This is a genomic window from Caballeronia sp. LjRoot29 (assembly GCF_964252755.1).
Taxonomy (GTDB): Bacteria; Pseudomonadota; Gammaproteobacteria; order Burkholderiales; family Burkholderiaceae; genus Caballeronia.
Genome location: NZ_CAXUPU020000004.1, coordinates 218864 through 240534 on the forward strand (window position 1 = coordinate 218864; position 21671 = coordinate 240534).

Sequence of the window (21671 nt, forward strand, 5' to 3'; positions counted from 1 at the left end):
TCATCGACGGATGGCCCAGCATTCCATGGTCAGGCCCGGGAACTCGCCGGCAACGTGCAGCGCCATTCCCGCCGATGCATTGAGCGCTTGCCAGCCGTCGTTTTTGTCGTCGAGTTCGAAGTAAGTGAAGCCCGCATGGAACGGCAACTGGCGCGGCGCGACCGGCAGCGCGCGCAAACCGATGCCCGGCAATTGCAGGTTGACGAGGTCGCGAATCTTTTCGACCGCGCCGATCTTCACCTGACTGCCGAACGCGGACAGCAGCGTTTCGATAGAGACCCGCGCGCGCACCGCAAGCACGAAGGTCGCGTTCGCGAAGAGCGAGCGATCGGCGACCAGGGCAACGCGCAGGCCGTACTTGCGCTCCTCCAGCGGTATCGAAACAACACCCGGATCCGCAACGCGGCTCAATGCAAGACGCAACGCTTCGATCACCGGCGTGAACGTTTCCTTCAACCTGTCGTGTCTGTATACGGGGAAAATCGGCGGCCGGCGATTAGCCTGACTGAAGGTCGCAAGCTCTCCCGCGAGTTGCACAGTGGCCTGGAAAAGGGCCTCGGGATGCAGTCCGGTCATCGATCCAAAATGCGCGACCAAAGGCTGCGCACGATTGACGATCTGCAGCAGCAGGAAGTCGGATATCTCGGCCATACCTGCGGCTTCCGGTTGCGATAAGCGGCCCGCCAGCGCTTCGCCGCGTTGCTGGAGCAAACCGTTGACCTCGGTCGAAAATCGCGCGAGCTTGCCTGCAACAGTGAAGTCCAGGCACGGCGCGCAATACTCTTCGTCCAGCACTACACGCGAATCGCTCAGGCGTTCGATCACGCGCGCCACGCCCACATATGCATGCGCATGCGCGACGTCCGGTTCGAGCGCGAGTTTCAATCGCAGCTTGCCGACTTGCAGCAGCGTGGTGACGGCGTCGGGATCGTTACTGTCGTGGACGTCGAATTCTTCTGCCCGATACCGCGCGAGGTTATCCGCACGCTCGGGTCCGCCCGACTCGGTTGCGCCCGGCCGACGCACCGGTACCGCGAGCACGACGAGCAGGTTCGCCGTGCCTTCGGGGATATCGAGCGGCTCGGGGAGGTCGTCGTCGGCGGGAAGATTGAACGGCGTGCCGTCGGGTAAAACGCCCGCAGCAAAACGCAGCGCGAGCTTGCCGAGCTTGAGCAGCGCTTCATCGATTTCCACCGATGTGAATCCCCATCCGTAAGCACGCAAGCTTGCAACGCGTGCTTCGAGTTGCGTCTGCACGTGGCGATCGTGTTGCTGCAGATGCTGGGGCTGCAGGAACATGCCTTCGGACCATATGACTTTGTTATTCCAGTACATGGCGTTATTCGCTTGGGGTTGGACGGGTGAATGCGGAGCCTGTGAGCGCATCGAGTTGCGCCTGATACGCGCGGCTGAATGGCTCGCCGAAAGTGCGCTGGAAATCGTCGCCAGCGTCACGCGCCACGTGTTCCCATGTGTCGACAAAACGCTGCCAGAGACGCGCGCGGCGATTGCCGAGCAGCGCATCGATACCCTTGGCCTGGTCGACCGATTTGTCGATGGTCACCGGATCGATGCGCGACATCGCGTGTTCAAGCGCCGCGCGCATGCCCGCGACCACGGCGAGTTCATGCGCCTGGATATCGTGAAATGCTTCACGCAACGCGTCCTCGGGCGCGAGATAACCTGCGCCGCGCGCGCCGAGCATTTGCGTGAGCGCCATGTCGACATCGGGGAAGAACTTGAGCGGGTTGTTATCGCGTTCTTCGATCAGCGTCATGGCAATACGCGTCTCGCGTTTTGCCATCGAGCGTGAGCGCAGCGCGGTCATCGTGCCTTGTACTGACACACGCAGCATGCCGCCGACCAGACGCGCGAGGTCATCTGCGGGAATGTGGCGGACGGTGCTTGCGTCGATGCCGAGGCCTTCGAGTAGCGCCGTCAGGGTGGCGTTTTCGCCGGCTGGTTCGATGGGCTTTGGCCGAGGCGCTGGCTTCGTTAGAAACTCCGTCTCCGGGATCAACGGGGCTGTCTCGTCCAATAGTTCGTCATCCTTCATATCAACCGGTGCAATGAACGAGTCGAAGTCCTCGGGCATGAGCGGCGTCGAAGGTTCGTTCGCAACCGGCAACGTAGGCACCGAAGACATCGCGCGTTCCGGCGATACATGCTCGAAACCCTTGCTCGATCCCGACACCGCAAACGGCGATACCGCGTGTCTGGCAGGACCGATTCCAAGCGGACTGTCGCCCGCACCGAGTGCATCGATCAGTTCCTGATTCGCGTTCACGCCGAAACGCGCGGGTTCACGCAAAAGCGGCGTGGCCGCAAGTGGATCGGGCGTGAAAGGGGTATCGGCGCGGCTCTCCTTCGATGCCTCGTGCGGCGCATTCCAGTCATCCGGAATCAATGCTGCGGCGGGCTTCACGTCCCAGTCCGGTTTCTCCGGCAACGGCACGGATGGCGCGGCCATGTCGGGGCGCGTCATCATGGTCATGTCCTGCAGATCGTGTTCGATCGACACGTCAAGCGTGTACGGGCCGATCCGCAAACGATCGCCCTCATGAAGCTGCGTCTCTCGCGAGCCATCGAGGATCTGGTCATTGAGCAACGTGGGATTGCTGCCGGCATCGATCAGGATAAAAGCGCCATCTCGCCAATCGATGCGCGCTTGTACGCGCGAGATCGCGCGTTGCGTGTCAGGGAGGACGACGGTGCATTCAGGCGCACGGCCGAGCGTGCCGCCGGCGGTATCGAATTCGATAACCTGCTTCGTGGCCGTCTCGCCACCGCTCAGCGTCAGCTTCAGTTTCGCTGCGTTGGGATCATTCAATAACATGCGATCTCCTTATTTGGCGACCTTGCGCGAGCCGTCGTCGGCATCGCGGGGCGGGGTCGGCGGCGGTGGCGGCACGCTCACCGGAACGGGCGGAATGCCGGGGCCGATGGGTATCGGGAAGCTCGACATCTCGATGGTGTCGGGACCGATCAGGATGTACGACGCTCCTGCGCGCAACGCGATGGAGGCGGTCGCCTCGATCTCCACGGCCATGCCCGCCTTGATCTGCACGGCCATGCCCGCATTCAGCGAATACGCCTCGCCCACGAACTGGTTATGCGTCGTCATGGTCGCGGCCGTCACGCCGCCCAGCACGTTCGACTTGCTGCTGCCCATCACCGTGTCGTTACGCGTGCCGGTCGTCTTGATGAACTCGCTGCCGCTCACGCTCAAATGCCGGTCGTTCCTGACGTTCATCAATGCGTCGTGCTTGACCCAGGTTTCGTGATCGCGTTCGGCATGGAAGAACAATTGTTCGTCCCCTTTGCGGTCATCGAGCCGCACCTCGTTGTAACCGCTGCCGCCTTTGGTCGAGTTGCTCTTGAGCGTGGAGATGGCCGCGTTCGCAGGCAGTTCGTACGGCGGCATGTTAGTCGAGTTGTAGACCGCGCCCGTGATCACCGGACGATCCGGATCGCCTTCGATGAACTCGACCAGCACCTCTTGCCCGATGCGCGGCAGCTGCATCGATCCCCAGCGTTTGTTCGCCCAGCTCTGCGATACACGTACCCAACATCGATCAAGCTTTTGCGCGCCCGATGAAGCGCCAAGTTGTTCCCAATGAAACTGGACCTTCACGCGGCCGTATTGGTCGGTGAGGATCTCGTCGCCATCGGGACCGACGACCACGGCTGTTTGCGGACCACCCACGCGCGGTTGCGGCGTGGTGCGTGCGGTGCGAAATGTGTTGTCGGCACGGATCGCAGTGAAGCTGCAGTCGAAGAGCGGCAACGTGCCGTCGCTCGTCGATACATACGCGTCAGAGACAATCTCCGCGCGGGTCTGCGTGATCAGGTACTGACGATCCTGCGCGGTCGCGGGGGAAACGCGCAAACGGATCAGGCCGCCCGGAATGAGCCCGCGCGATGTGCTGCGTGCATCGATGGAATCGTTTTGCGTCTGATGGATTTCGACGTTCACCCGTGCAAGGCGATCGCCATCCGCGGCCTTGACGTGGCCCGTCAGATGTTCCTGCATCACGTAACGCGCGGGATCGAAGGGCGCGGCGCGCGTCGCACGTGCCACGAGACCGTGGTTATTGCTCACCGATGCCTTCTCGAAGTCGTACTCGTTGACTTCATACCGGCCGGTCTGCAAGGTCGCGCCCGATACCCAGCGGTACACGCATTCTTCATCCTGCTGCGGCGTGTCCCATGCCTGATACGGAATGGTCTCGTACTGCGCAATGGGCCGGTGTTCGCTATTCGAATCAGTCAGCACGAGCGTATGTTTGCGGCCCGCGTACTCGAAAAAATAGTGAATGCCTTCACGCTCGAGCAAGCGGCTCACGAAGTCGAAATCAGTTTCCCGATACTGCACGCAATGGTCGAGCGCCGGATAACTCGCGCTGCACGCATTGCGAAAATCGATATCGAAGGGTTCGAACACAGCGCTCACGATCTGCGGCACGGTCTTCTGATAGAAGAACCGCCGATGTGACGACTGCGTCAGCAACCACAAGCGCGGGTGCACGACGGCCTCATACCGTGCCATGCGGTTATGGGTGGTATCGCCGGGAACGATCAGCCGCAATGTCGTGACGATGCCATTGAACTGGCGTTCGCCGCCAGCCGGATAATCGAGCGTGACCGAGAGGGTCTGGCCGACCACATCGGCTGGATCGATGTCGTTGCTCGGGCTCAGAAACGCAAGCTGAAATTCACTCATCCGGCCGAGCTCTTCCGTTGTCGACATGCGCATGAACACGGCTGTATCGCCGAGCGCGGCGCATTCCATGCGGACGTGGCGAGTGCTAGTCGAAGGCATAGGTGAACTCCTCCGCTTCAACGCCAACGTGCACCCGTGCAAGCGCTTTTCCATCGATCACGCGCGTCAGGAATTCGGTGCTGATGCGTGGAAGAAGACTGTTCGTCAGGATGGCGTCGATCATGCGTCCGCCGCTTTCAAGCCGCGTGCAGCGCACGGCGATCTGGCCGACCACGTCTTCATCAAAAGTGAACGGCACTTGATGCGTACGCGTGACACGCTGCGCCACACGTCCCAGTTGCAGGCGAATGATCGCGCGCAGCATCTCGTTGCTGAGCGGGTAATACGGGATCGTCACCATCCGGCCCAGCAATGCCGGCGGGAACGTATGCAACAGTTCCGCATGCAATTGCTCCTCGATAATTTCCATCGCAGGCATGTTCTCCGGATCGCGGCACAGATGCGCAATGCATTCCGTTCCCGCGTTCGTGGTGAGCAGGATCAGCGTGTTGCGGAAATCGACGGAGCGCCCTTCGCTATCTTCCATCCAGCCTTTATCGAAGACTTGAAAGAAGAGTTCGTGCACATCGGGATGCGCCTTTTCCACTTCATCGAGCAGCACGACGCTATGCGGTCTCCGACGCACCGCTTCGGTCAACACGCCGCCTTCGCCAAAGCCGACATAACCGGGAGGCGCACCTTTTAGCAGCGAGACCGTATGCGCTTCCTGGTACTCGCTCATGTTGATCGTGATGAGGTTCTGTTCGCCGCCATAAAGCAGTTCGGCAAGCGCGAGCGCGGTCTCGGTCTTGCCCACGCCCGACGTTCCCGCGAGCATGAAGACGCCAAGCGGCTTGTCCGGGTTGTCGAGCCCCGCACGCGATGTGCGAATGCGCCGCGCGATCATCTCGGTCGCATGGCCCTGACCGATGATGCGACGGTCCAACAGTTCGCCAAGGCGCAGCACGGTGTCGATATCGTTCTTCACCATCTTGAGCACGGGCACGCCGGTCCAGTCCTGAACCACCGCTGCCACCGCCTGACGATCCACGCCCGGCAGGATCAACGGCGCATCGCCCTGATGCCCGGCGAGCACTGCCTGTTGGGTCCTGAGGGCGGCGAGGTCTGCGCCCGGTGCGCCATCACGTAGTTGCGCACGGCGCGCAAGGATGTCCTTCACCAGTTCGCTTTCAATGTTCCAGCGGGCCGTGAGGTCCGTCAGCCTCGTGGTCTCTTCTTCAAGCGCCTTTGATGCCACCTCGTGACGTGTGGTTGTATCGATACCGATCAGGCTTTCACGCGCGATCACTTCCAGTTCCGTCTTCAACGCGGCAATGCGCTTCTGCGCGTCGTCCACCGCTGGCGGCGTCGCGTGCTGACTCACTGCGACGCGGGCGCATGCGGTATCGAGCAGGCTGACGGATTTGTCGGGCAACTGACGCGCCGGGATGTATCGATGCGACAAGCGCACGGCCGCTTCTATGGCTTCGTCAAGCACCTGCACGCCGTGATGCTGCTCCAGCGCGCCAGCGATGCCGCGCATCATGGTAATGGCGCGCGCCTCGTCGGGCTCGCGCACTTGCACGACCTGGAAGCGCCTCGTCAGCGCAGGATCTTTTTCGATGTGCCGGCGGTACTCCGACCATGTGGTTGCTGCGATTGTGCGCACCGTGCCGCGCGCCAGCGCGGGTTTCAGCAGGTTCGCGGCGTCGCCGGTTCCGGCCGCGCCGCCCGCACCTACAAGCGTATGCGCTTCATCGATGAAAAGAATCACCGGGTGTTCCGCCGACTGCACTTCTTCAAGCACCTGGCGCAGCCGGGTTTCGAACTCGCCCTTTACGCCGGCGCCTGCCTGGAGCAATGCAACATCGAGCGTGCGCAGCGTGACGCCGCGCAGCATGGGCGGAACGTCGCCGGCCACGATGCGCTGCGCGAGGCCCTCAACAACGGCTGTCTTTCCCACGCCCGCTTCACCCGTCAACAGCGGATTGTTCTGGCGGCGGCGCATCAGAATATCGATCACCTGGCGAATCTCTTCGTCGCGGCCGACGATTGCATCGAGCTTGCCCGAGCGCGCTTGTTCCGTGAGGTCGACGGTGAAGCGTTGCAACGCATCCTGATTGGCCGCAGGCGTAACGACTGCGGTTGACGGTGCATTAGAGACGTCACTATTCTCCGGCGACTCCGCAAGCACAACGTCGAAGTCATCCACGAGGTCATCGAGTTTCACGCGATCGAACTCGCGCGAAATCCCGCGCAGCGCGTTGCGCAATGCTGGCGTCTTCAACGCGCCGACAATCAAATGCGCGCTGCGCACTTTGGGTGCATCGAACAGCAATGAGCCGTACACCCAGCCACGCTCGACGGCTTCTTCCAGTTGCGACGAGATATCCGTGATCGAGGTTGACCCGCGCGGCAAACGATCCAGCGCTTCTGTCAGATCACGCGCAAGCGCGGAAGGCTCCACGCCAAAATGCTTGATGATCCGATGCAGATCCGAGTCGGGTAGATTGAGCAGCTGATGCAGCCAGTGCGTGAGTTCCACATACGGATTGCCCCGCAGACGACAGAACGTCGTGGCACTTTCCATCGCGCGGTAACTGAGTGTGTCGAGTTTGCCGAACATCACGGCGCGGCTGATTTCTGCCATGGTTAATCCTGTGCGAGAGTCTTGACGCGGCCGTTCTGGCCGAGCGGTTTGAGTAGGAGTTGCCTGGCGTCCGATGCAGCGGGACGCGATAACAACCAGGTCGTGTAACCAAGACGCTGCTCGCGTCCGAGAGCGAGACGAGGAACTTCTGCACGTCGTAGTTGGAGGTTCAGATCCCATTCGAGCGGATCGCGCACGTAGTTTCGGATCCAGTCGGCGAGGCGCACGAGGCTCGTGCCGCCGGGCAGGAATCGCTGATAGTCGGCCATCGAAAGCGGACCCAGCGCGACGCGAAACTTGTGCTGCCGGTCCCACGCGCGCGCGCCGAGCATCGTGCCAATTCCCAGACGGCCACTTTCATCAGCGGCGCCAAGACGGCTCAGCGATCGTGCCGGCAAGCCGATCCAATGACCGACGTTCTCCTCCACGTCGACTGGAACGTTGAAAAAGCGCATCAGCACCAGACGCAAGCCGGCCGCGTGACGTGTGGGACCGCTGAGCACGCCGGCAAAGTGAAGCTTCGCGAAATCAGGAATGCTGTCGCGATTGCGCAGCGCCGGTTCGCCAAGGCCGAACGTGCTGCCTACGTACGCTGAAAAACGGTCGCCGTTATTGCGGTCCAGGCTGACCGCCGGTTGCGCCACCGCCCATGATCGATAAAACAGCGACGTCATGCGGTGATGGAACACATCCAGGAAACGCGCGAAGGTCGGGTCGTTTGCGTGACGCATGCGGTCGCGGATATATTCGGTGAGATGTGTCGGCATCGGACCATTCGGGCCCAGCAGTCCGAAGAAATTCACGACCAGCTTCGGCGCTTTCCCACCCTCTGCGTTCAAGCTGAAATTGCGCAGCGTTGTCGGAAAAAAGATGAGGTCGGGATCCTGGCCAAAACGCACGGCATCGTCCCGCGCGCGCAACGACGAACCCACACGCGGCAGTCCCGGATACGCACATTCGAGCAGGCGCACGGCCTGAAAAAAGTCGAAGCTTTTTGCATCGGCCGCGAGCCGGTCGAGAATGGTCACAGCGTTTTGCATAACCCGCTCCCCGGCGCCCAGCGCATGATTTCGCCACGCGTGGCGCTCGTGACCACCGTCTCCGTGAACGAATTAAGCGACACGTATTGCGTGAAAAAGCGCGCGAGCACAGCGCCGAACAGAAACGCGCTTGCACCTTCAAAGCCGGTTTCATCGATCAGCAGGTTGATCTCCAGACCCCGGCCGAACACGATCGGACCGCGTGACGGCAAACGACGCGTCACGGGCTGTGTACTGATCGAACGAAGACCGTCGACTTGCCGCGCCGCGGCAACGTCGCCGGCTGGTGCATAAAGGCCGAGCAGGTCACGCATGGCGCGCGCGCCCTGACCGTCGTCACTGTCCACGAGCGACGCATAGTTCAACGACAAATGACTCAGCAAGCGCCACGCAACCGGACCCTCCGCATACGATGGCAACGGCCGGCTCGGACCGCCGATACACCGCGCGCTGAGCACGGGCACTTCGAGATCGACGGTGAAGTCGGTTGCCGAATTACCTAGCGGCATAGTCAGCGTCAAGTCGCGGTTGGTGCACAACACGCTTAATCCGAGTTGATGCAATTCGCCGGGATACGGCGCGTCCGTTGTATCGACGAGCGCGATGAAGGTCTCGCTGCCAAGGTAGTTGGAGCGCACGCCGCGTTCGCTTTGCCGCGATGACGGCAGACGTTTCTCGCGGCGAACCTGATAGAACGCTCCGTCGACGGCATCGGGAAGACCCATGTCGCGCGCGCGATAAAACGGCTGGAACGGCAACTCGGCACCGCCGCCCGCGCGATATCCGGTCACGCCTTGAATCTGGTAGACCTCGAAGTCCATCGGCCGCGTGCGGTCCACCACGACGTGATGCTCGAACTGTTCGCCGGTCACCGTGATGCGATCCGTCCGGCGCGGAAACAAATTGATGCACGGCGTGCAATGAAGCGCGAAGTGCGATGCATCGACGAGTTGTTCAAGCGTCTGGTCCGCTCGCGAGAGCAACAGGATCAACTCGATTTCATCGCTTGCACAACGGGCCATGTGCGGCTTGAGTCCATCGATTGACACAAACATGAAGCGTTGTGCGAACGCGAAATACTCTTGCAGCAAGCGATATCCGGGAAACGACTGACTGCTGACCGGGAGCAAGGCCTCGTTGTCGGAAAAGCCGAGTGGCCGGATTGAGGAAGCCGGCATCAGCCTGCCTCCTGCAACCACGCCAAGCGTTGAGCCAAGCAAGAGCTCATATAAACGCGCCGGCAATCCTTCACCGCCGCGCAGATGAAGCGCGAGGTTATCGAGCGAAATGTCGCTGATCTTCTGGTTGTTCAGCGCGCGCAAACGCAGACGCAGGCCCGCTTTCACGCCGCGTGGCAAGGACACGTCCACGCCTGCCAGCGTGCCCGTGTGGGTGAACAAGCGCGCTTCCATCAGCTCGATCGGCCACATCGTCATGGCGTGCGCGGTGCGGAATTCACAACGCGTGGAACTGTCGCCATCCAGACGTCCATGCAGGGCCGTGCCGCGCGGAACCTGCACGCCCTCTGCAAGTGACGGATGGGTCATATCCGGCTGCACTTCCACGATCGCCATGGCCGGCGTCGGCGCAAGATAATGCGGATAAACAAGCTCTGCAAGATGCTGCGTGAAGCGCGGAAATTCCGCATCGATCTTCATCTGCACGCGCGCCGAGAGGAAGCTGAAGCCTTCCAGCAAGCGTTCGACATAAGGGTCGGCGCATTCGAAACTTTCAAGCCCGAGCCGTCCCGCGACCTTCGGGAATTCCTTCGCGAATTCCCCGCCCATCTCGCGGACGTGCTGAAGCTCCTGGCTGTAGTACTCGATCAGTTTTGGATTCATGGTTGGGGTCTTGTAGAAAACGTCGCGGATGTTGGGTCAGTCCTCGAGTCAGCCTTCAGCTCGCCCTCGCTTGTTCACTCGCTTGCTCAGATACGTTGACGGTTCCTGCTTCGAGATCGAGTTCGGTCCGCAGATAAAGGCGTTCCGGGACGGGATGCGCATGCAGATCCCCTTCCACAATGAACGCAATGGCGTTGTGCTGACCCGTTGTTTCTCCAGACTGCACGGCACGTACGCGCAATGTTCCGGGAAGAATTCGCGGCTCGAACGCGCGAATGGTGTCGACCATCAGGCGTTCGATCTGCACCACATCCACGTTCGATGCGCTCTTGCCCGCAAGATCGGAGAAGCCCAGATTCAGCACTGAGTCCGCAACATGCGGGTATCGGCGGACGTCTTGCGACGATGAGATACCTCGCGCATTCAGGAGCCAGCCGAGATCGCGCATCACGCTCTGCCGCAACGCACGCGCAGAACTCGTGCGTTGCTCCCGCACCTCGCGGGTGGCCTCGCGGTCGTGATCGGTCAGCCGTTCGAGCAGCGAGGGCTGGATGCGCCCTGCGTTGCGCGCGATCGTCGGCGGCTTCGTCACGATCAGGCCTCCGCGTTAGCGGGGATGTTCCATTTGCTCTCGACCACGCCGCCGAGTGCCGAACCGGAGGTCGGATCTTGCTGCTGATAGCTAACGTGAAATTTTTCGAAGTTGAGCGTCACGGTTTCCGTGAAACGGTCTTCGCCATCCGAACCACCGGTCGAATAATTCGTGACGAGTACCTTTTCCATTTCGATGATGTAGTACTCGAGCGGCTTCGTTCCGCCGGCCTTGCGTACGGTGAGCTTGCCTGTCGGATAGTGCTTGCCGGTCGTGCATGCCGTGACAATGGAAGGTGTCGCGCGGTCGGTGTATTTGGTGACCGACAGGTCATGAACCGCGACTTTGCCGCCGCCACCGCCCGTGCCGAGGTGCATGGTGCCGGACTGGCTCAAGCCCCAGCTCCACGAGAGAATATCGATTTCGTCCTTATGCACCGAGTCCAGCGATTCGCCTTTGACTGTACCGAGATCCAAGAAAATATCGACTGCCATGATTTGGGTTCCTAAATAGATTATTGCGATTGACAAACGTTCGGGTTGAGTCCGGGAACTAAAGAAACTTACGCGGCTTTTGCTGAAGGCAGCTTCGAGACAAGACGCAACGAAACCGTGAGGCCTTCGAGTTGATAGTGCGGACGCAGGAAGAACTTCGATGTGTAGTAACCCGGGTTGCCTTCAACCTCTTCGACCACCACTTCAGCAGCGGCAAGCGGCCTGCGTGCCTTCGTCAACTCCGACGAATTCTCGGGGTCCCCATCCACGTATTGAAGAATCCAGTCCTGCAGCCAGCGCTGCATGTCGTCCTTCTCCTTGAAGCTGCCAACCTTGTCGCGCGCAATGCACTTCAGGTAATGCGCGAAACGGCTGCAAGCGAAGAGGTACGGCAAGCGCGCTGCGAGATTCGCGTTGGCCGTTGCATCCGGATCTTCATATTCGACCGGCTTGTTCAGCGACTGCGCACCAATGAACGCGGCAAAGTCGGAGTTCTTCTTGTGCACGAGCGGCATGAAACCATTCTTCGCGAGTTCGGCTTCGCGACGATCGCTGATCGCAATTTCTGTCGGGCACTTCATGTCGACGCCGCCGTCATCGGTTGGAAAGGCGTGAACCGGCAGGTTCTCCACCGCACCGCCTGACTCAATGCCGCGAATCCGCGAGCACCATCCATAGGTCTTGAACGAACGATTGATGTTCACCGCCATGGCGTAGGCCGCGTTCGCCCATGCATATTTCGATGCATCCGCGCCGGCTGTATCTTCTTCGAAATCGAACTCTTCGACCGGGCTGGTCTTTGCGCCATAGGGCGTGCGCGCAAGGAAACGCGGCATTGCAAGACCGATATAACGCGAGTCGTCCGAGTCACGCAGCGAACGCCATGCAGCATGTTCCGGGGTCTGGAAAATCTTCGTCAGGTCACGCGGGTTGGCAAGCTCTTGCCACGAGTCCATCAGCATCACGGCGGGGTCGGCGCCGGCGATAAACGGTGCATGCGCCGCTGCCGAAATCTTGCCTATCTGCGTGAGGAAATCGACGTCCGGTCCGCTGTTATCGAAGTAATAATCGGCTACCAGTGCGCCATACGGCTCGCCGCCGAACTGGCCATATTCCTCTTCGTAGAGCTTCTTGAAGAGCGGGCTTTGATCCCACGCTACGCCCCTGTATTTACGCAATGAACGATGCAGGTCGTTCTTCGAGATATTGAGTACGCGCAGCTTGAGCGTCTCGTCGCTTTCCGTGTTCGTCACGAGATAATGCAGACCGCGCCATGCGCTTTCGAGCTGCTGGAACTGCTCGGTATGCAGGATCACGTTCACTTGCGCGCTGAGCTTTTCATCGATCTTCGCAATCAGCGATTCGATGGTCGCGAGGGCGTCATCGGACACGAGATGCGTGTCTTGCAACACTTGTTCCGCGAGCGTGCGCACCGCGCTTTCCACGGCTTCCTTGGCTTTGTCGGTGCGCGGCTTGAATGCTTTCTGCAGGAGCCGGCCGAACTCGCCTGGCGCGTCTACTTCAGTTGTTTCCGCTTCTTCCGGGTGGGTCGTTTGCTGCTGTATGTTGTCGCTGGCATCTGCCATGATCGTTCCTCTTGGCTTGCGGGTTGATAGGGAATAGGCGGGCTTCAGGCGTGCAGGATCACGCTTGCGGCTTGGGCGCAGACGCCAGCGCGCTGAGAAGAGCCGGATCTTCCAGCAGCTTGCTGACCAGCTTCTCCGCGTCGGTCTTGCCGTCCATATAGGTCAGCAGGTTCTGCAACTGGCCGCGTGCTTCCAGCAACTTTGCAAGCGGCTCGACCTTGCGGGCGATCGCCGCCGGCGAGAAGTCGTCCATGCTTTCGAACGTCATGTCCACGCCCATCTTGCCGTTGCCCGTCAGCGTGTTCTCGACCTGCATGGCAACACGCGGTTTCATGGAACGCAGGCGTTCGTCAAAATTGTCGATGTCGATTTCGAGGAACTTGCGATCCGCCACCGGCTGCAGCGACTCTTCGGGCGTTCCCGAGAGATCGGATAAAACGCCCATCACGAAGGGCAGATTGACCTTCTTCTCCGAGCCGTAAACTTCGACGTCATATTCAATCTGTACGCGCGGTGCACGATTGCGTGCGATGAATTTCTGACTGCTTTCCTTGGCCATCTTCCTCTTCTCCAGTGAATGAATCGAACGAGCTATTCGGGTGCCGACATGCCGGCCGTTCCAACTACGCTGGTCAGTTGAGCCAGCCCTTCGGGCGCAAGGTCCTTCAGCAAATCGACGAACGACTTGTCGACAAGACCACGCGCGCGATGCAACAACAGCGGCACTGGACTCGATGGTTCGTGGCGCGCGTAGTAGTCGCACAGCCGGTCGAGCGTCGCGATCACGTCGGCCCGCGTGGCAAGTTGGTTCGTTGCCGGCGCAGGGGTGTCGGTCACGAACGATGCTTGCGTGATCGCGAGCGCATCGGGTTCCAGCGTTTTACCAATGCCCAATTTTTCCAGGCAATCGCCAATGAGCGTTTCCCCTCTTCGCAACGGCGCCTTCAACGCAGCGAGGTCCAGCGCCCGCGCCATGCCAACGCGCTCCGCCAGCACGACTTCAATCCGTTCCGCATGCGCCAACGCCGCACTAAATGCAGCCTTCAGCGATACCGCGCGATCAACCGAGGCTGCAATCGCCGCTTCGATTTCCGCAAGGCTCATGACGGCGCGTGCGGCGAGCGGCGGCGTATCGCCGTTGGCGTAGAACCATTCGCGCAACGTGAGCGCCAACGTTTGCGATGGAAGCTGCGGTAACAATGGGGTGTCGAGCAATTCCGCCAGCACGCCCGATGTATCCACGAACGCCGCGAGCGCATTGATACGTGCCGTAGGATCGTTGCCATCGTTGGCATCGAGTTGCGGATGCACGTGACTCCAATGACGTTCAAGCAGGCTATCGGCAAGCGCGAGTGCGTCGGCAAATCCAGCGACGCCTTCGATGGCAAGACGCGCCCGCGACAGGTAGGCAACCACTCTCAAGTCGCGGCTGCACGACATCAACTCGACGCACAACGTATTCGCCGCGATCCAGTCGGGCGGCACGGCAGCGACTACAGTCTTGCCGTATTCCGCTTCGGGCTTCCCGTCGACCGCTTCTTCCAACAGCCGGAAAGAGGCGTCGTATTCGAGATCCGCGCCGCAAACAAGCTCTGGGGAGATGTCCTCGAACCAGGCGGCCCATTCTGTGTGGGTGATGAATTCACTTGTCATTTTGGAACTTCAAAACGGCTCGGTTAGATAACGGGTTCAGACGCATTCGGACATTGATTAACGCGTCTCTTACCCAACACAACATCCTGAAAGCGGGTTTATTCCGTTTTGTTTTCACTGGTTTTCACGCGCCGCACACTAAAGATGTTTCTGAATGAAACAAGCGTCCCATGTTTATCTGGATTCAGCGAACGCCGCTCGATAACTGGAAACGCCATCGGTCGAGATTCTGCGGATGGTCCACCGTCGCCTTCTGTATGTCGCCTCGAATCAGGTGGCAAATGGTGAGTTGCCCCTTGAACGTCTCCAGGATCTGCACAAGCTTGACGCGCTCCGCGTGGCCTGAAAATCCTAAATCGAAATAGATGACGCGACGCCGCGTGTCCCCGGTCACGAGACTGTCGCCACCGCCGCCGCCCGAGCCGCCGGCGATTCCCATTGCGGGCACGTCGCGAATGGCCAGGTTCCATGAGAAGCCGTTCTCCGCAATCCACTTCTTCGCCTCTTCATCGCTTTTCATCGCTTTGAGCGCGGCGGGCGGACGGTTGGTATCGTCCGTCGCCATCAGATGCCGGTAGGAATGCCAGATCCTGAAGGTGTTCGAGGCAGGCTTGAACGCATACATGTCCTTCTCGACTTCACCGACAAACTCCCACTGCCGGGTTTCATCGTCGTAGCGGAACCATTCAATGCGCTCGTTCCATTGCAGCACCGGGCTCTCGATGTCCGTGCCCGACAACTTGCCTAACTTGCGCGGCGTCACGTTCACGCGAAAGCTCAGGTCGAAGTGATGACCTGCAGGATCGCTCGATAGGCGCCCTCCTACCGTCGTAATTCTCTCGTAGGGAATCGACAAGTTGTCGATGGTCATTCTTGCTTTCATCGCATCTCCGGGTAGCGGCTGTTCATGCGCCAAGGAACAGCCGGGCGATGCGTCTTATTCCATCGGTAGCCGCGAGGGGATTTCATTGCGACGTGGAATAGATCGCAACGGTGAACTGTTGAATCAGCAGGGCTTTAATAGCCGGGAAGGAAAAATGCAACAACGCGCAATACACATTCAACCGAAAGGACGAACCTATGCTTGCAAGTCGTATATCAGTCGGAACCAAGCTCGTTGGTCTTGCAGACCTGCTTGACGGTGGGGGTATTGTTGGAGGTGACGCGGCCGAGCTGGACAGAGGCATTCGCGGCACTTACAGGATGTCCGGGACACAGATCATCTTTTTCAGCGATGAGACCGGGGACGAACGGGTGAACATTTTGCCCTACGTTGCGGGCGCTATCAGCTACGCGGTCATGCAGGGACGCCAGACGATCAGCGGGCCATTCACCGGATGCACCATGGCTGTCTACAACAACCAGGGTACTACGCGGGTTTGCCATGTGGATACCGCTCAGACCAGTACGGGCGACGCGCCGAGCAAAACGCGATGGAACGAAATGAAGGATGCACCCGGGTTCCAACTTGCCGACGAATTAGTCACAAAAGGGATGATCGGCAATTTCCTTGATCACGCGTCCGGAAACCTCTCTCAGTACAGCACGCTGTGCGTTCTCGCTGTCGCAACGCCCGTACAAGGAATCACACATTATTACGCTATCCGAAGTAATAGGGATTATGTGATCGTGCCATCGCCTTGAACGCCTGGCGAATTCATTCTTGTAGCGAGTTATCTTAACCCTGCATAGGGCGGCACGCGATTGTACGAGGCGCAACATCATGCTTAAGCGAAGAGCGGATATATGTTCACGAACCAAAGCGAAGAAGAAGGCGCCGTCAATGCCTGGCGGGTTTTTCAATCCGCGCCGGCCGGCGCCCTGACAAATAGATCGCTGATCTTCAGGCAATTGGGTGCGTCGAACCTCGGCGGCCCTTGTATTGTGGGAGGCGGACGTCACTACGATGCGCTAGGGCTCACGGGTGAACGTAACATTACAACGAAGCTTGACTATGAGCACTCTACTGCGGTCTCGGCTCTGACAGTGACACCGGGTGGTAATGGCAACACATACTGGTACCCTTACATTCCGGGAGCTGTCGGCGAATGCGACGTTGACTATGACGTACCTGTGGGAACCATAGCGCTGACCGCCGGCATGAATGGATGCTCCCTGCGGATCTACGCCAATCCTCCTGCAAAAACAATCAAGTTCTGTCACGACGCCAATGGAATGTATGCCAATGACGCGGCCTACGCGAGAACAGGATTTCAGCATCTCCAGAGCATCAACGCCGATAAGAGAACGCGCGGGGAACCGGAGCAAAATATCAATGATTACTGGGACCCCGCGCTTTTTACACACCCGGCGTCGGGCCTCTATTTTATCTGCCGAAAAACTGCAGCCATGGAGTGGACTATCTTTAAGTCTGTCGTCGTTAACGATGGAATCGATAAAGTGTTCAATAAGCGTTGGGATGGCCGGTCGGCGGATGTATGGACATACAAATTTTCCGGCCAGCAGCGAACTAACGGTGAAGTGGCGAGAGTCAAAATCCCGTCATTGGCAGTACTGCGGCCACGTGCAGCAACGATCTAAGGTGTGCCTGATAACGCCAACGTAAAGCCAACGCCGACGCTGGCGGGCACGCTCCGCATGCGTTCGGCAACGGTCAACGATCTTCCGCCTGGCACCGATCTGAAAGGGACTCCGTCGCCGAAGTAACGCTAACGCGCCTTGGTTCCGGGCGTGGCAACTCACTCCACGCGCCCCTCAACTCAAGGTTAGCGTTTGCCGCTGCCACCAGCGGGTTTGCCAGCCGGCTTACGTGAATCCGCAACTGGCTTGCTAGTCGGTTTGCTGCGTGGCTTCTGCACGTTGAATGGGCTACCGCTGGCGAAGCTCGAGCCTTTATCCTCAGCCGCAGCGCGTTGAACCGCAGGCTTGCGTTTGTTTTCGCCACTTTGCGGGCGTGGTTTATCGCTGGGCACCTGCACGGCGCCCGGCACTTTCGGCTTCTTTGGCTTTTTGGGTTTCTTGATAATCTGGCCTGTCGCACTGGTTTGCGGCACGCGGTGTTCCGCTTCGAAACCCGGCTCTTCTTCACGGGGCAGCGTTTGCCGGATCAGCGCTTCGATCGCGGCCAGTTGCGGCGCTTCATCGGCACACACAAGGGACACCGCTACACCGCTCGCGCCCGCGCGACCGGTACGGCCAATACGATGCACATAGTCTTGCGCCACGATCGGCAGATCAACGTTGATCACCAGCGGCAAGTCGTCGATATCCAGCCCGCGCGAAGCGACATCGGTGGCTACCAGCATATGTACCTCACCCCTCTTGAAGCGTTCCAGCGCACGCAGGCGCGCGGGCTGCGGTTTGTCGCCGTGGATGGTGTCAACCGAATAACCCGCTTCATCCAGCATGGCCGCCAGGTAATCCACGCCAATGCGGGTTTTGACGAACACCAGCGCATGCTCCCAGTTGTTCTGAGCCACCAGGTGCATAAAGAGGTCAGGCTTGTTTTTTTTATCGACCGTCACTACCCATTGCTTGATCTTGCTGGCCGTGGCATTGGGCGAGCCGACGCTGATGTTGACCGGGCTGCGCAGAATGGCCGCCGCCATGGCGCGGATATCGTCGGTAAAGGTAGCGGAGAACAGCAGGGTCTGGCGCTGAGTGGGCAACGCGGCAAAGACGGCGTTGAGTTCGCGCGAAAAGCCGAGATCCAGCATGCGGTCGGCTTCATCCAGCACCAGCGTTTGTACTTGATCCAACTGCACTGCGTTCTGGCGATTGAGATCCAGCAAACGGCCCGGCGTGGCAACGAGCACATCCACGCCTTTGCGCAACGTCATCATCTGCGGGTTGATACTCACACCGCCATAGGCGGCCAGAAATCGTAAGCCGAGGCCTTTGCCGTAGTCGATAAAACTTTGCAGCACTTGTTCGGCCAGTTCACGCGTAGGCACCAGCACCAGGACGCGCGCACGGTTGCTGGACACCGCCGGGCCGTGTTGCACCAGCCGTTGCAATAGCGGCAACGCAAAGCCCGCCGTTTTGCCCGTGCCGGTCTGTGCCGCGGCCATGACGTCGCGGCCACTGAGCACGGCAGGAATCGCCTCAGCCTGCACCGGCGTAGGTGTCTGATAATTAAGGTCCTGCAGAGTACGCAGCAAGGGATCAATCAGGCCGAGCGAGGCAAAAGACATTGGCGTATTCCGGGCTAAAGCCGCAATTTTAGCGTTACCGCCTGGAGCGAAGGACTGAAATACCATTGCCATCTTTCGACGCCGCACTTCACGCAATTCGGGGTCGACATCGGGGCGATATCGCGACCTTCAAGGACCACCTTGCCCGAAGTCGGCTCGATCAGGCGGTTAAGGAGACGCACGCGTGTCGATTTTCCGGAGCCGGAAAGTCCCATGATCACGAAGATTTCGCCCGCCCGAACGCCGAGACTAACGTTATCGACCGCGACCATGCTGCCCGTCTGCTCGAAAATCTCATTCCTTCCACGACCTTGCCGAAGCATCTCGGCTGCCCGCTCAATCTTTTGCCCGAAAATCCTGGACAGATTTTGAGCGGTGAGAATTTCGTCTATGGCGCCTGGATTCAGCGCAGCCGGAAAGTTGCGCCGATAGCTATCCGCAAGCGAAATAGAATCACGGATGGACGAATAAAAATCGAATTGTTGGGCTAACTGCGAAATCAGTCACCGTCGGTTTCGGATTCGTCATTCTTTGTGCGTTGAAAATAGAGTAACCCGCCAATTAGAGTCAACCAGCCACATTTTCTGTACCCTTTGCCCTGCTTTTGGTAATGGATAGCGACGACGGACGAACCGGGTAATGACCTCGGACCAAGGCGATCGCAAGCGTAGTAACGTCTCGCGCCGCCTGACCAGTTATTGGCCGGTGCGTCAGTAAAGTACTTTGGTAGGGAAAGTTCCAAGCAGGGATGCGAAATCGAAGTTGGCTGTACCGGACAAAATTCCGGCAAGCCGCAAAGTGGTCTTCGGATGACAAGCAGGAGACTTCTGTTCAGCCTCTGCACAACGCCGATAGAATGGAAGCTGTCTCACACTAATCCGCGGCCGCACTCTTTTCTTTATAAGGATGTTTGGCCGGCGCCTGCAGAGAAATTCTGCGTAGCGATGCGAGCGGTGATTTCGACAAAGCTGCGGCGCGACCTAGGCCCACCGTCGAGGAGTGCACTGACGAGAACAGCGTTGAATCCCGTGACTAGCGCCTACAAACACGCGCGTCCTTGCAACGGTCGTTTAGGGGAAAGAATCGATGACTACTGCGCCTGACTTGGCCAGCGGTGCGCACGACGACTCGCCAGAGTCGCTGCTGACGTTCGCTAAATACTTCGAACGCTCGCTCGACGAGGGAATGAGCATCGTCATGCGGCGAGAGAGCGGCATCGTTTCAATTCTCATGGGCGAGGCCGCGGGTGAGTGGAACGACTTGAAGAACTGCGGAACTATCACGACCGCCTTGGCTGATGAGATTCTTGCCTTGACGAAGTCCGGTGCGAATCAGATAACAGTCGGCGAACTTCAGTACCGGTTCTTTCGAAGCTTCACGCATATCGAGGGTGCGGGGGCTGTGGTGTTCGCACCCGCTTGAGTGAACGCGTCACTTCCTTTTTTGAAGACAACAAGCGCGTTAAACGCTTCGCGGGCGTCCTTTGGCGCTTACATCGCGGCCAAGAAACGAGCTAGCTGCAGCAATGATGCCGGCTGTGTGTTGTGTGGGAAATAGTCAAGGCCTCGCCCGAAGGTCGGAGCTTCCGGTTAGTGTCGGACTTCACCCTTCAAGTCTTCTACCTTCCCACGAGGCCATCGCATTTTGCAGTATGTGTTCACGGGGACGTGAGGTTATCACTGCCGGTTTCGGCTTCGCCAGTAATAACGTAAATGGTATGACGTTCACCGCACCCAAGCACGACGTCACGGACGTCGTTGGGTGGATGGACCAATGGCGAAAGCCTAGCGAGCGATCAGGGATTTTACTTGCCGCAGGCCTTTCATCGCGGCGAGCTTGGAGCGGTCAGCGAGTTGCGAAGTCCCCGGCGGCCGAGGCTTCAGCCCAAGCTTGCGAAGATGATGGTTGGCACGGTAAGTATCCCCATAGTGATGCGGGAATTCCATGTTGAGGCTGAGCGAGATAGATACGTTGTCGTGGTTTTGCACCCAATGCGCAGCGTGGGTCGGGATATGCACTGCATCGCCGGGTTGAAGCGTGAATTGCCGGGCGACCGTCTCGGCGTGCGGTTTGTAAGTACCCGCAGTAATCGAGACCGAATAATATTGCTCTATCTCTTCTTCAGTGGTCACACTGCGGTCCATCGGATCGCACACCCAAAGGTCCTTGGACCCCTGTAGCTGCACCAGGAAATTGACCTCGGAATCGAAATGATAAGGCGTCTTGCGCCGCGGCGATGTGATGAACACCAGCATTTCGGCGTTGCTCAGGAGTCTTGAGCCTTCCGGTCCGGCAATCTCGCGCACGAAGGCCTCGTATTCTTCGAGCAGCGCTTTATAGGCCGGATTGGCCTCGACATGTTTCATCACGAGCCATGCGCCCGCGGTGTCGATGCGGTCGATGATCTCGGGGATCGTCATGTTGGGACTGGGCGTTGTTCCCCATTTGTCAGCAAGCGAGAGATCGCCGGCATCGACATAGATGTCGTCCCTGCGCTTGGCCGCCTCTTCAGCCACTTTTGTCAGCGACTCAATGGAAAATAGCGGATGGCCGGCGAGCGGATGACGCGCTGCGAACGCCTCTTTATGAAGCGCACGTCGACATTCCGCGAGGGGATCGACGGTACTCCATTGCTTCGTAGCCTGAACAGAGGAGGAACCGGTCAACATGGATTTGCTCCGCACACTTGAGATTAGCGCAGGAAAACACAAGCGGTGTAAAACGGACCCGTTGAACTCCGAGGACCATAGCTTCGCGCCGCCCGGCCCGAAAAACCATCCGAATACTACTTGATGAGAAACGGGGCAACTGTGCGCAATACCACTAACGGTTTGCGACTGTGTCTTCCGAAAAATGCTTTCTGAAGTAAGCGGGCGGTGAACGCGTCTGAATCGACACA

The 21671-nt window shown here is 59.2% G+C and carries 17 protein-coding genes and 1 pseudogene; 3 read left to right on the forward strand and 15 right to left on the reverse strand.

Annotated features, from left to right (window positions below; all coding sequences use genetic code 11):
* From tssK to ACSQ83_RS06830, 12 genes are all read right to left on the reverse strand, one after another.
* Complete coding sequence (tssK, locus tag ACSQ83_RS06775; RefSeq protein WP_436227604.1) at positions 1-1335, reverse strand: type VI secretion system baseplate subunit TssK; 1335 nt, start codon at positions 1333-1335, stop codon at positions 1-3.
* A gap of 4 nt (positions 1336-1339) precedes the next feature.
* The gene (tagH, locus tag ACSQ83_RS06780) at positions 1340-2836 is read right to left on the reverse strand and encodes a type VI secretion system-associated FHA domain protein TagH (RefSeq protein WP_436227605.1); all 1497 of its coding nucleotides are present in this window, start codon (positions 2834-2836) and stop codon (positions 1340-1342) included.
* Positions 2837-2845: 9 nt separating this feature from the next.
* Complete coding sequence (locus ACSQ83_RS06785) at positions 2846-4822, reverse strand: type VI secretion system Vgr family protein (RefSeq protein WP_436227606.1); 1977 nt, start codon at positions 4820-4822, stop codon at positions 2846-2848.
* Positions 4809-7412 (reverse strand): type VI secretion system ATPase TssH, encoded by a 2604-nt coding sequence (tssH, locus tag ACSQ83_RS06790; RefSeq protein WP_436227607.1) that lies wholly within the window; start codon positions 7410-7412, stop codon positions 4809-4811. The genes ACSQ83_RS06785 and tssH overlap by 14 nt, the downstream gene beginning before the upstream one ends.
* Positions 7413-7414: 2 nt before the next feature.
* Positions 7415-8452: a type VI secretion system baseplate subunit TssG gene (gene tssG / locus ACSQ83_RS06795; RefSeq protein WP_436227608.1), complete on the reverse strand. Its 1038-nt coding sequence runs from the start codon at positions 8450-8452 to the stop codon at positions 7415-7417.
* Positions 8437-10293, reverse strand: coding sequence for a type VI secretion system baseplate subunit TssF (gene tssF / locus ACSQ83_RS06800; RefSeq protein ID WP_436227609.1), 1857 nt, complete (start codon positions 10291-10293; stop codon positions 8437-8439). The genes tssG and tssF overlap by 16 nt, the downstream gene beginning before the upstream one ends.
* A gap of 55 nt (positions 10294-10348) precedes the next feature.
* The gene (gene tssE, locus ACSQ83_RS06805; protein ID WP_436227610.1) at positions 10349-10885 is read right to left on the reverse strand and encodes a type VI secretion system baseplate subunit TssE; all 537 of its coding nucleotides are present in this window, start codon (positions 10883-10885) and stop codon (positions 10349-10351) included.
* A 2-nt stretch (positions 10886-10887) separates the two neighbouring features.
* Positions 10888-11379: an Hcp family type VI secretion system effector gene (locus ACSQ83_RS06810; protein ID WP_414950617.1), complete on the reverse strand. Its 492-nt coding sequence runs from the start codon at positions 11377-11379 to the stop codon at positions 10888-10890.
* 68 nt (positions 11380-11447) lie between these two features.
* On the reverse strand, positions 11448-12965 hold the full coding sequence (gene tssC, locus ACSQ83_RS06815; RefSeq protein ID WP_436227611.1) for a type VI secretion system contractile sheath large subunit: 1518 nt from the start codon (positions 12963-12965) through the stop codon (positions 11448-11450).
* Positions 12966-13023: 58 nt separating this feature from the next.
* Positions 13024-13524 (reverse strand): type VI secretion system contractile sheath small subunit, encoded by a 501-nt coding sequence (gene tssB / locus ACSQ83_RS06820; RefSeq protein WP_414950615.1) that lies wholly within the window; start codon positions 13522-13524, stop codon positions 13024-13026.
* A gap of 32 nt (positions 13525-13556) precedes the next feature.
* On the reverse strand, positions 13557-14618 hold the full coding sequence (gene tssA / locus ACSQ83_RS06825) for a type VI secretion system protein TssA (protein ID WP_436227612.1): 1062 nt from the start codon (positions 14616-14618) through the stop codon (positions 13557-13559).
* Between the two features lie 184 nt (positions 14619-14802).
* Entirely contained in the window at positions 14803-15501 is a 699-nt protein-coding gene (locus ACSQ83_RS06830; RefSeq protein WP_436227613.1) for a hypothetical protein, read from the reverse strand.
* A 197-nt stretch (positions 15502-15698) separates the two neighbouring features.
* Here ACSQ83_RS06830 and ACSQ83_RS06835 point away from each other — a divergent pair, with 197 nt between their 5' ends.
* Both ACSQ83_RS06835 and ACSQ83_RS06840 read left to right on the forward strand, forming a co-directional pair.
* The gene (locus ACSQ83_RS06835; protein WP_414966647.1) at positions 15699-16262 is read left to right on the forward strand and encodes a hypothetical protein; all 564 of its coding nucleotides are present in this window, start codon (positions 15699-15701) and stop codon (positions 16260-16262) included.
* 102 nt (positions 16263-16364) lie between these two features.
* Positions 16365-17159 (forward strand): hypothetical protein, encoded by a 795-nt coding sequence (locus ACSQ83_RS06840; protein ID WP_436227614.1) that lies wholly within the window; start codon positions 16365-16367, stop codon positions 17157-17159.
* A 185-nt stretch (positions 17160-17344) separates the two neighbouring features.
* On the opposite strand, the gene ACSQ83_RS06845 is transcribed toward ACSQ83_RS06840, so the two are convergent.
* A complete protein-coding gene (locus ACSQ83_RS06845; protein WP_414950695.1) occupies positions 17345-18772 on the reverse strand; it encodes a DEAD/DEAH box helicase in 1428 nt (475 codons plus the stop codon).
* A 45-nt stretch (positions 18773-18817) separates the two neighbouring features.
* Positions 18818-19158 (reverse strand): annotated as a pseudogene (locus ACSQ83_RS06850) (ATP-binding cassette domain-containing protein); the annotation flags it as partial.
* A gap of 700 nt (positions 19159-19858) precedes the next feature.
* Here ACSQ83_RS06850 and ACSQ83_RS06855 point away from each other — a divergent pair.
* Complete coding sequence (locus tag ACSQ83_RS06855) at positions 19859-20194, forward strand: hypothetical protein (RefSeq protein WP_414966645.1); 336 nt, start codon at positions 19859-19861, stop codon at positions 20192-20194.
* A gap of 362 nt (positions 20195-20556) precedes the next feature.
* Here ACSQ83_RS06855 and ACSQ83_RS06860 read toward each other — a convergent pair whose 3' ends face one another.
* The gene (locus tag ACSQ83_RS06860) at positions 20557-21441 is read right to left on the reverse strand and encodes a cupin-like domain-containing protein (RefSeq protein WP_436227615.1); all 885 of its coding nucleotides are present in this window, start codon (positions 21439-21441) and stop codon (positions 20557-20559) included.
* Positions 21442-21671 lie beyond the last annotated feature (230 nt).

Bases quoted from the DNA above. Each gene is read 5' to 3' on its own strand.
- tssC (WP_436227611.1), bottom strand. From the start codon at position 12,965: ATGGCAGATGCCAGCGACAACATACAGCAGCAAACGACCCACCCGGAA.
- tssF (WP_436227609.1), bottom strand. From the start codon at position 10,293: ATGAATCCAAAACTGATCGAGTACTACAGCCAGGAGCTTCAGCACGTC.
- ACSQ83_RS06855 (WP_414966645.1), top strand. From the start codon at position 19,859: ATGACTACTGCGCCTGACTTGGCCAGCGGTGCGCACGACGACTCGCCA.
- tagH (WP_436227605.1), bottom strand. From the start codon at position 2,836: ATGTTATTGAATGATCCCAACGCAGCGAAACTGAAGCTGACGCTGAGC.
- ACSQ83_RS06860 (WP_436227615.1), bottom strand. From the start codon at position 21,441: ATGTTGACCGGTTCCTCCTCTGTTCAGGCTACGAAGCAATGGAGTACC.
- ACSQ83_RS06840 (WP_436227614.1), top strand. From the start codon at position 16,365: ATGTTCACGAACCAAAGCGAAGAAGAAGGCGCCGTCAATGCCTGGCGG.
- ACSQ83_RS06785 (WP_436227606.1), bottom strand. From the start codon at position 4,822: ATGCCTTCGACTAGCACTCGCCACGTCCGCATGGAATGCGCCGCGCTC.
- ACSQ83_RS06845 (WP_414950695.1), bottom strand. From the start codon at position 18,772: ATGTCTTTTGCCTCGCTCGGCCTGATTGATCCCTTGCTGCGTACTCTG.
- tssG (WP_436227608.1), bottom strand. From the start codon at position 8,452: ATGCAAAACGCTGTGACCATTCTCGACCGGCTCGCGGCCGATGCAAAA.
- tssH (WP_436227607.1), bottom strand. From the start codon at position 7,412: ATGGCAGAAATCAGCCGCGCCGTGATGTTCGGCAAACTCGACACACTC.
- ACSQ83_RS06835 (WP_414966647.1), top strand. From the start codon at position 15,699: ATGCTTGCAAGTCGTATATCAGTCGGAACCAAGCTCGTTGGTCTTGCA.
- tssA (WP_436227612.1), bottom strand. From the start codon at position 14,618: ATGACAAGTGAATTCATCACCCACACAGAATGGGCCGCCTGGTTCGAG.
- tssB (WP_414950615.1), bottom strand. From the start codon at position 13,524: ATGGCCAAGGAAAGCAGTCAGAAATTCATCGCACGCAATCGTGCACCG.
- ACSQ83_RS06830 (WP_436227613.1), bottom strand. From the start codon at position 15,501: ATGAAAGCAAGAATGACCATCGACAACTTGTCGATTCCCTACGAGAGA.
- tssK (WP_436227604.1), bottom strand. From the start codon at position 1,335: ATGTACTGGAATAACAAAGTCATATGGTCCGAAGGCATGTTCCTGCAG.
- ACSQ83_RS06810 (WP_414950617.1), bottom strand. From the start codon at position 11,379: ATGGCAGTCGATATTTTCTTGGATCTCGGTACAGTCAAAGGCGAATCG.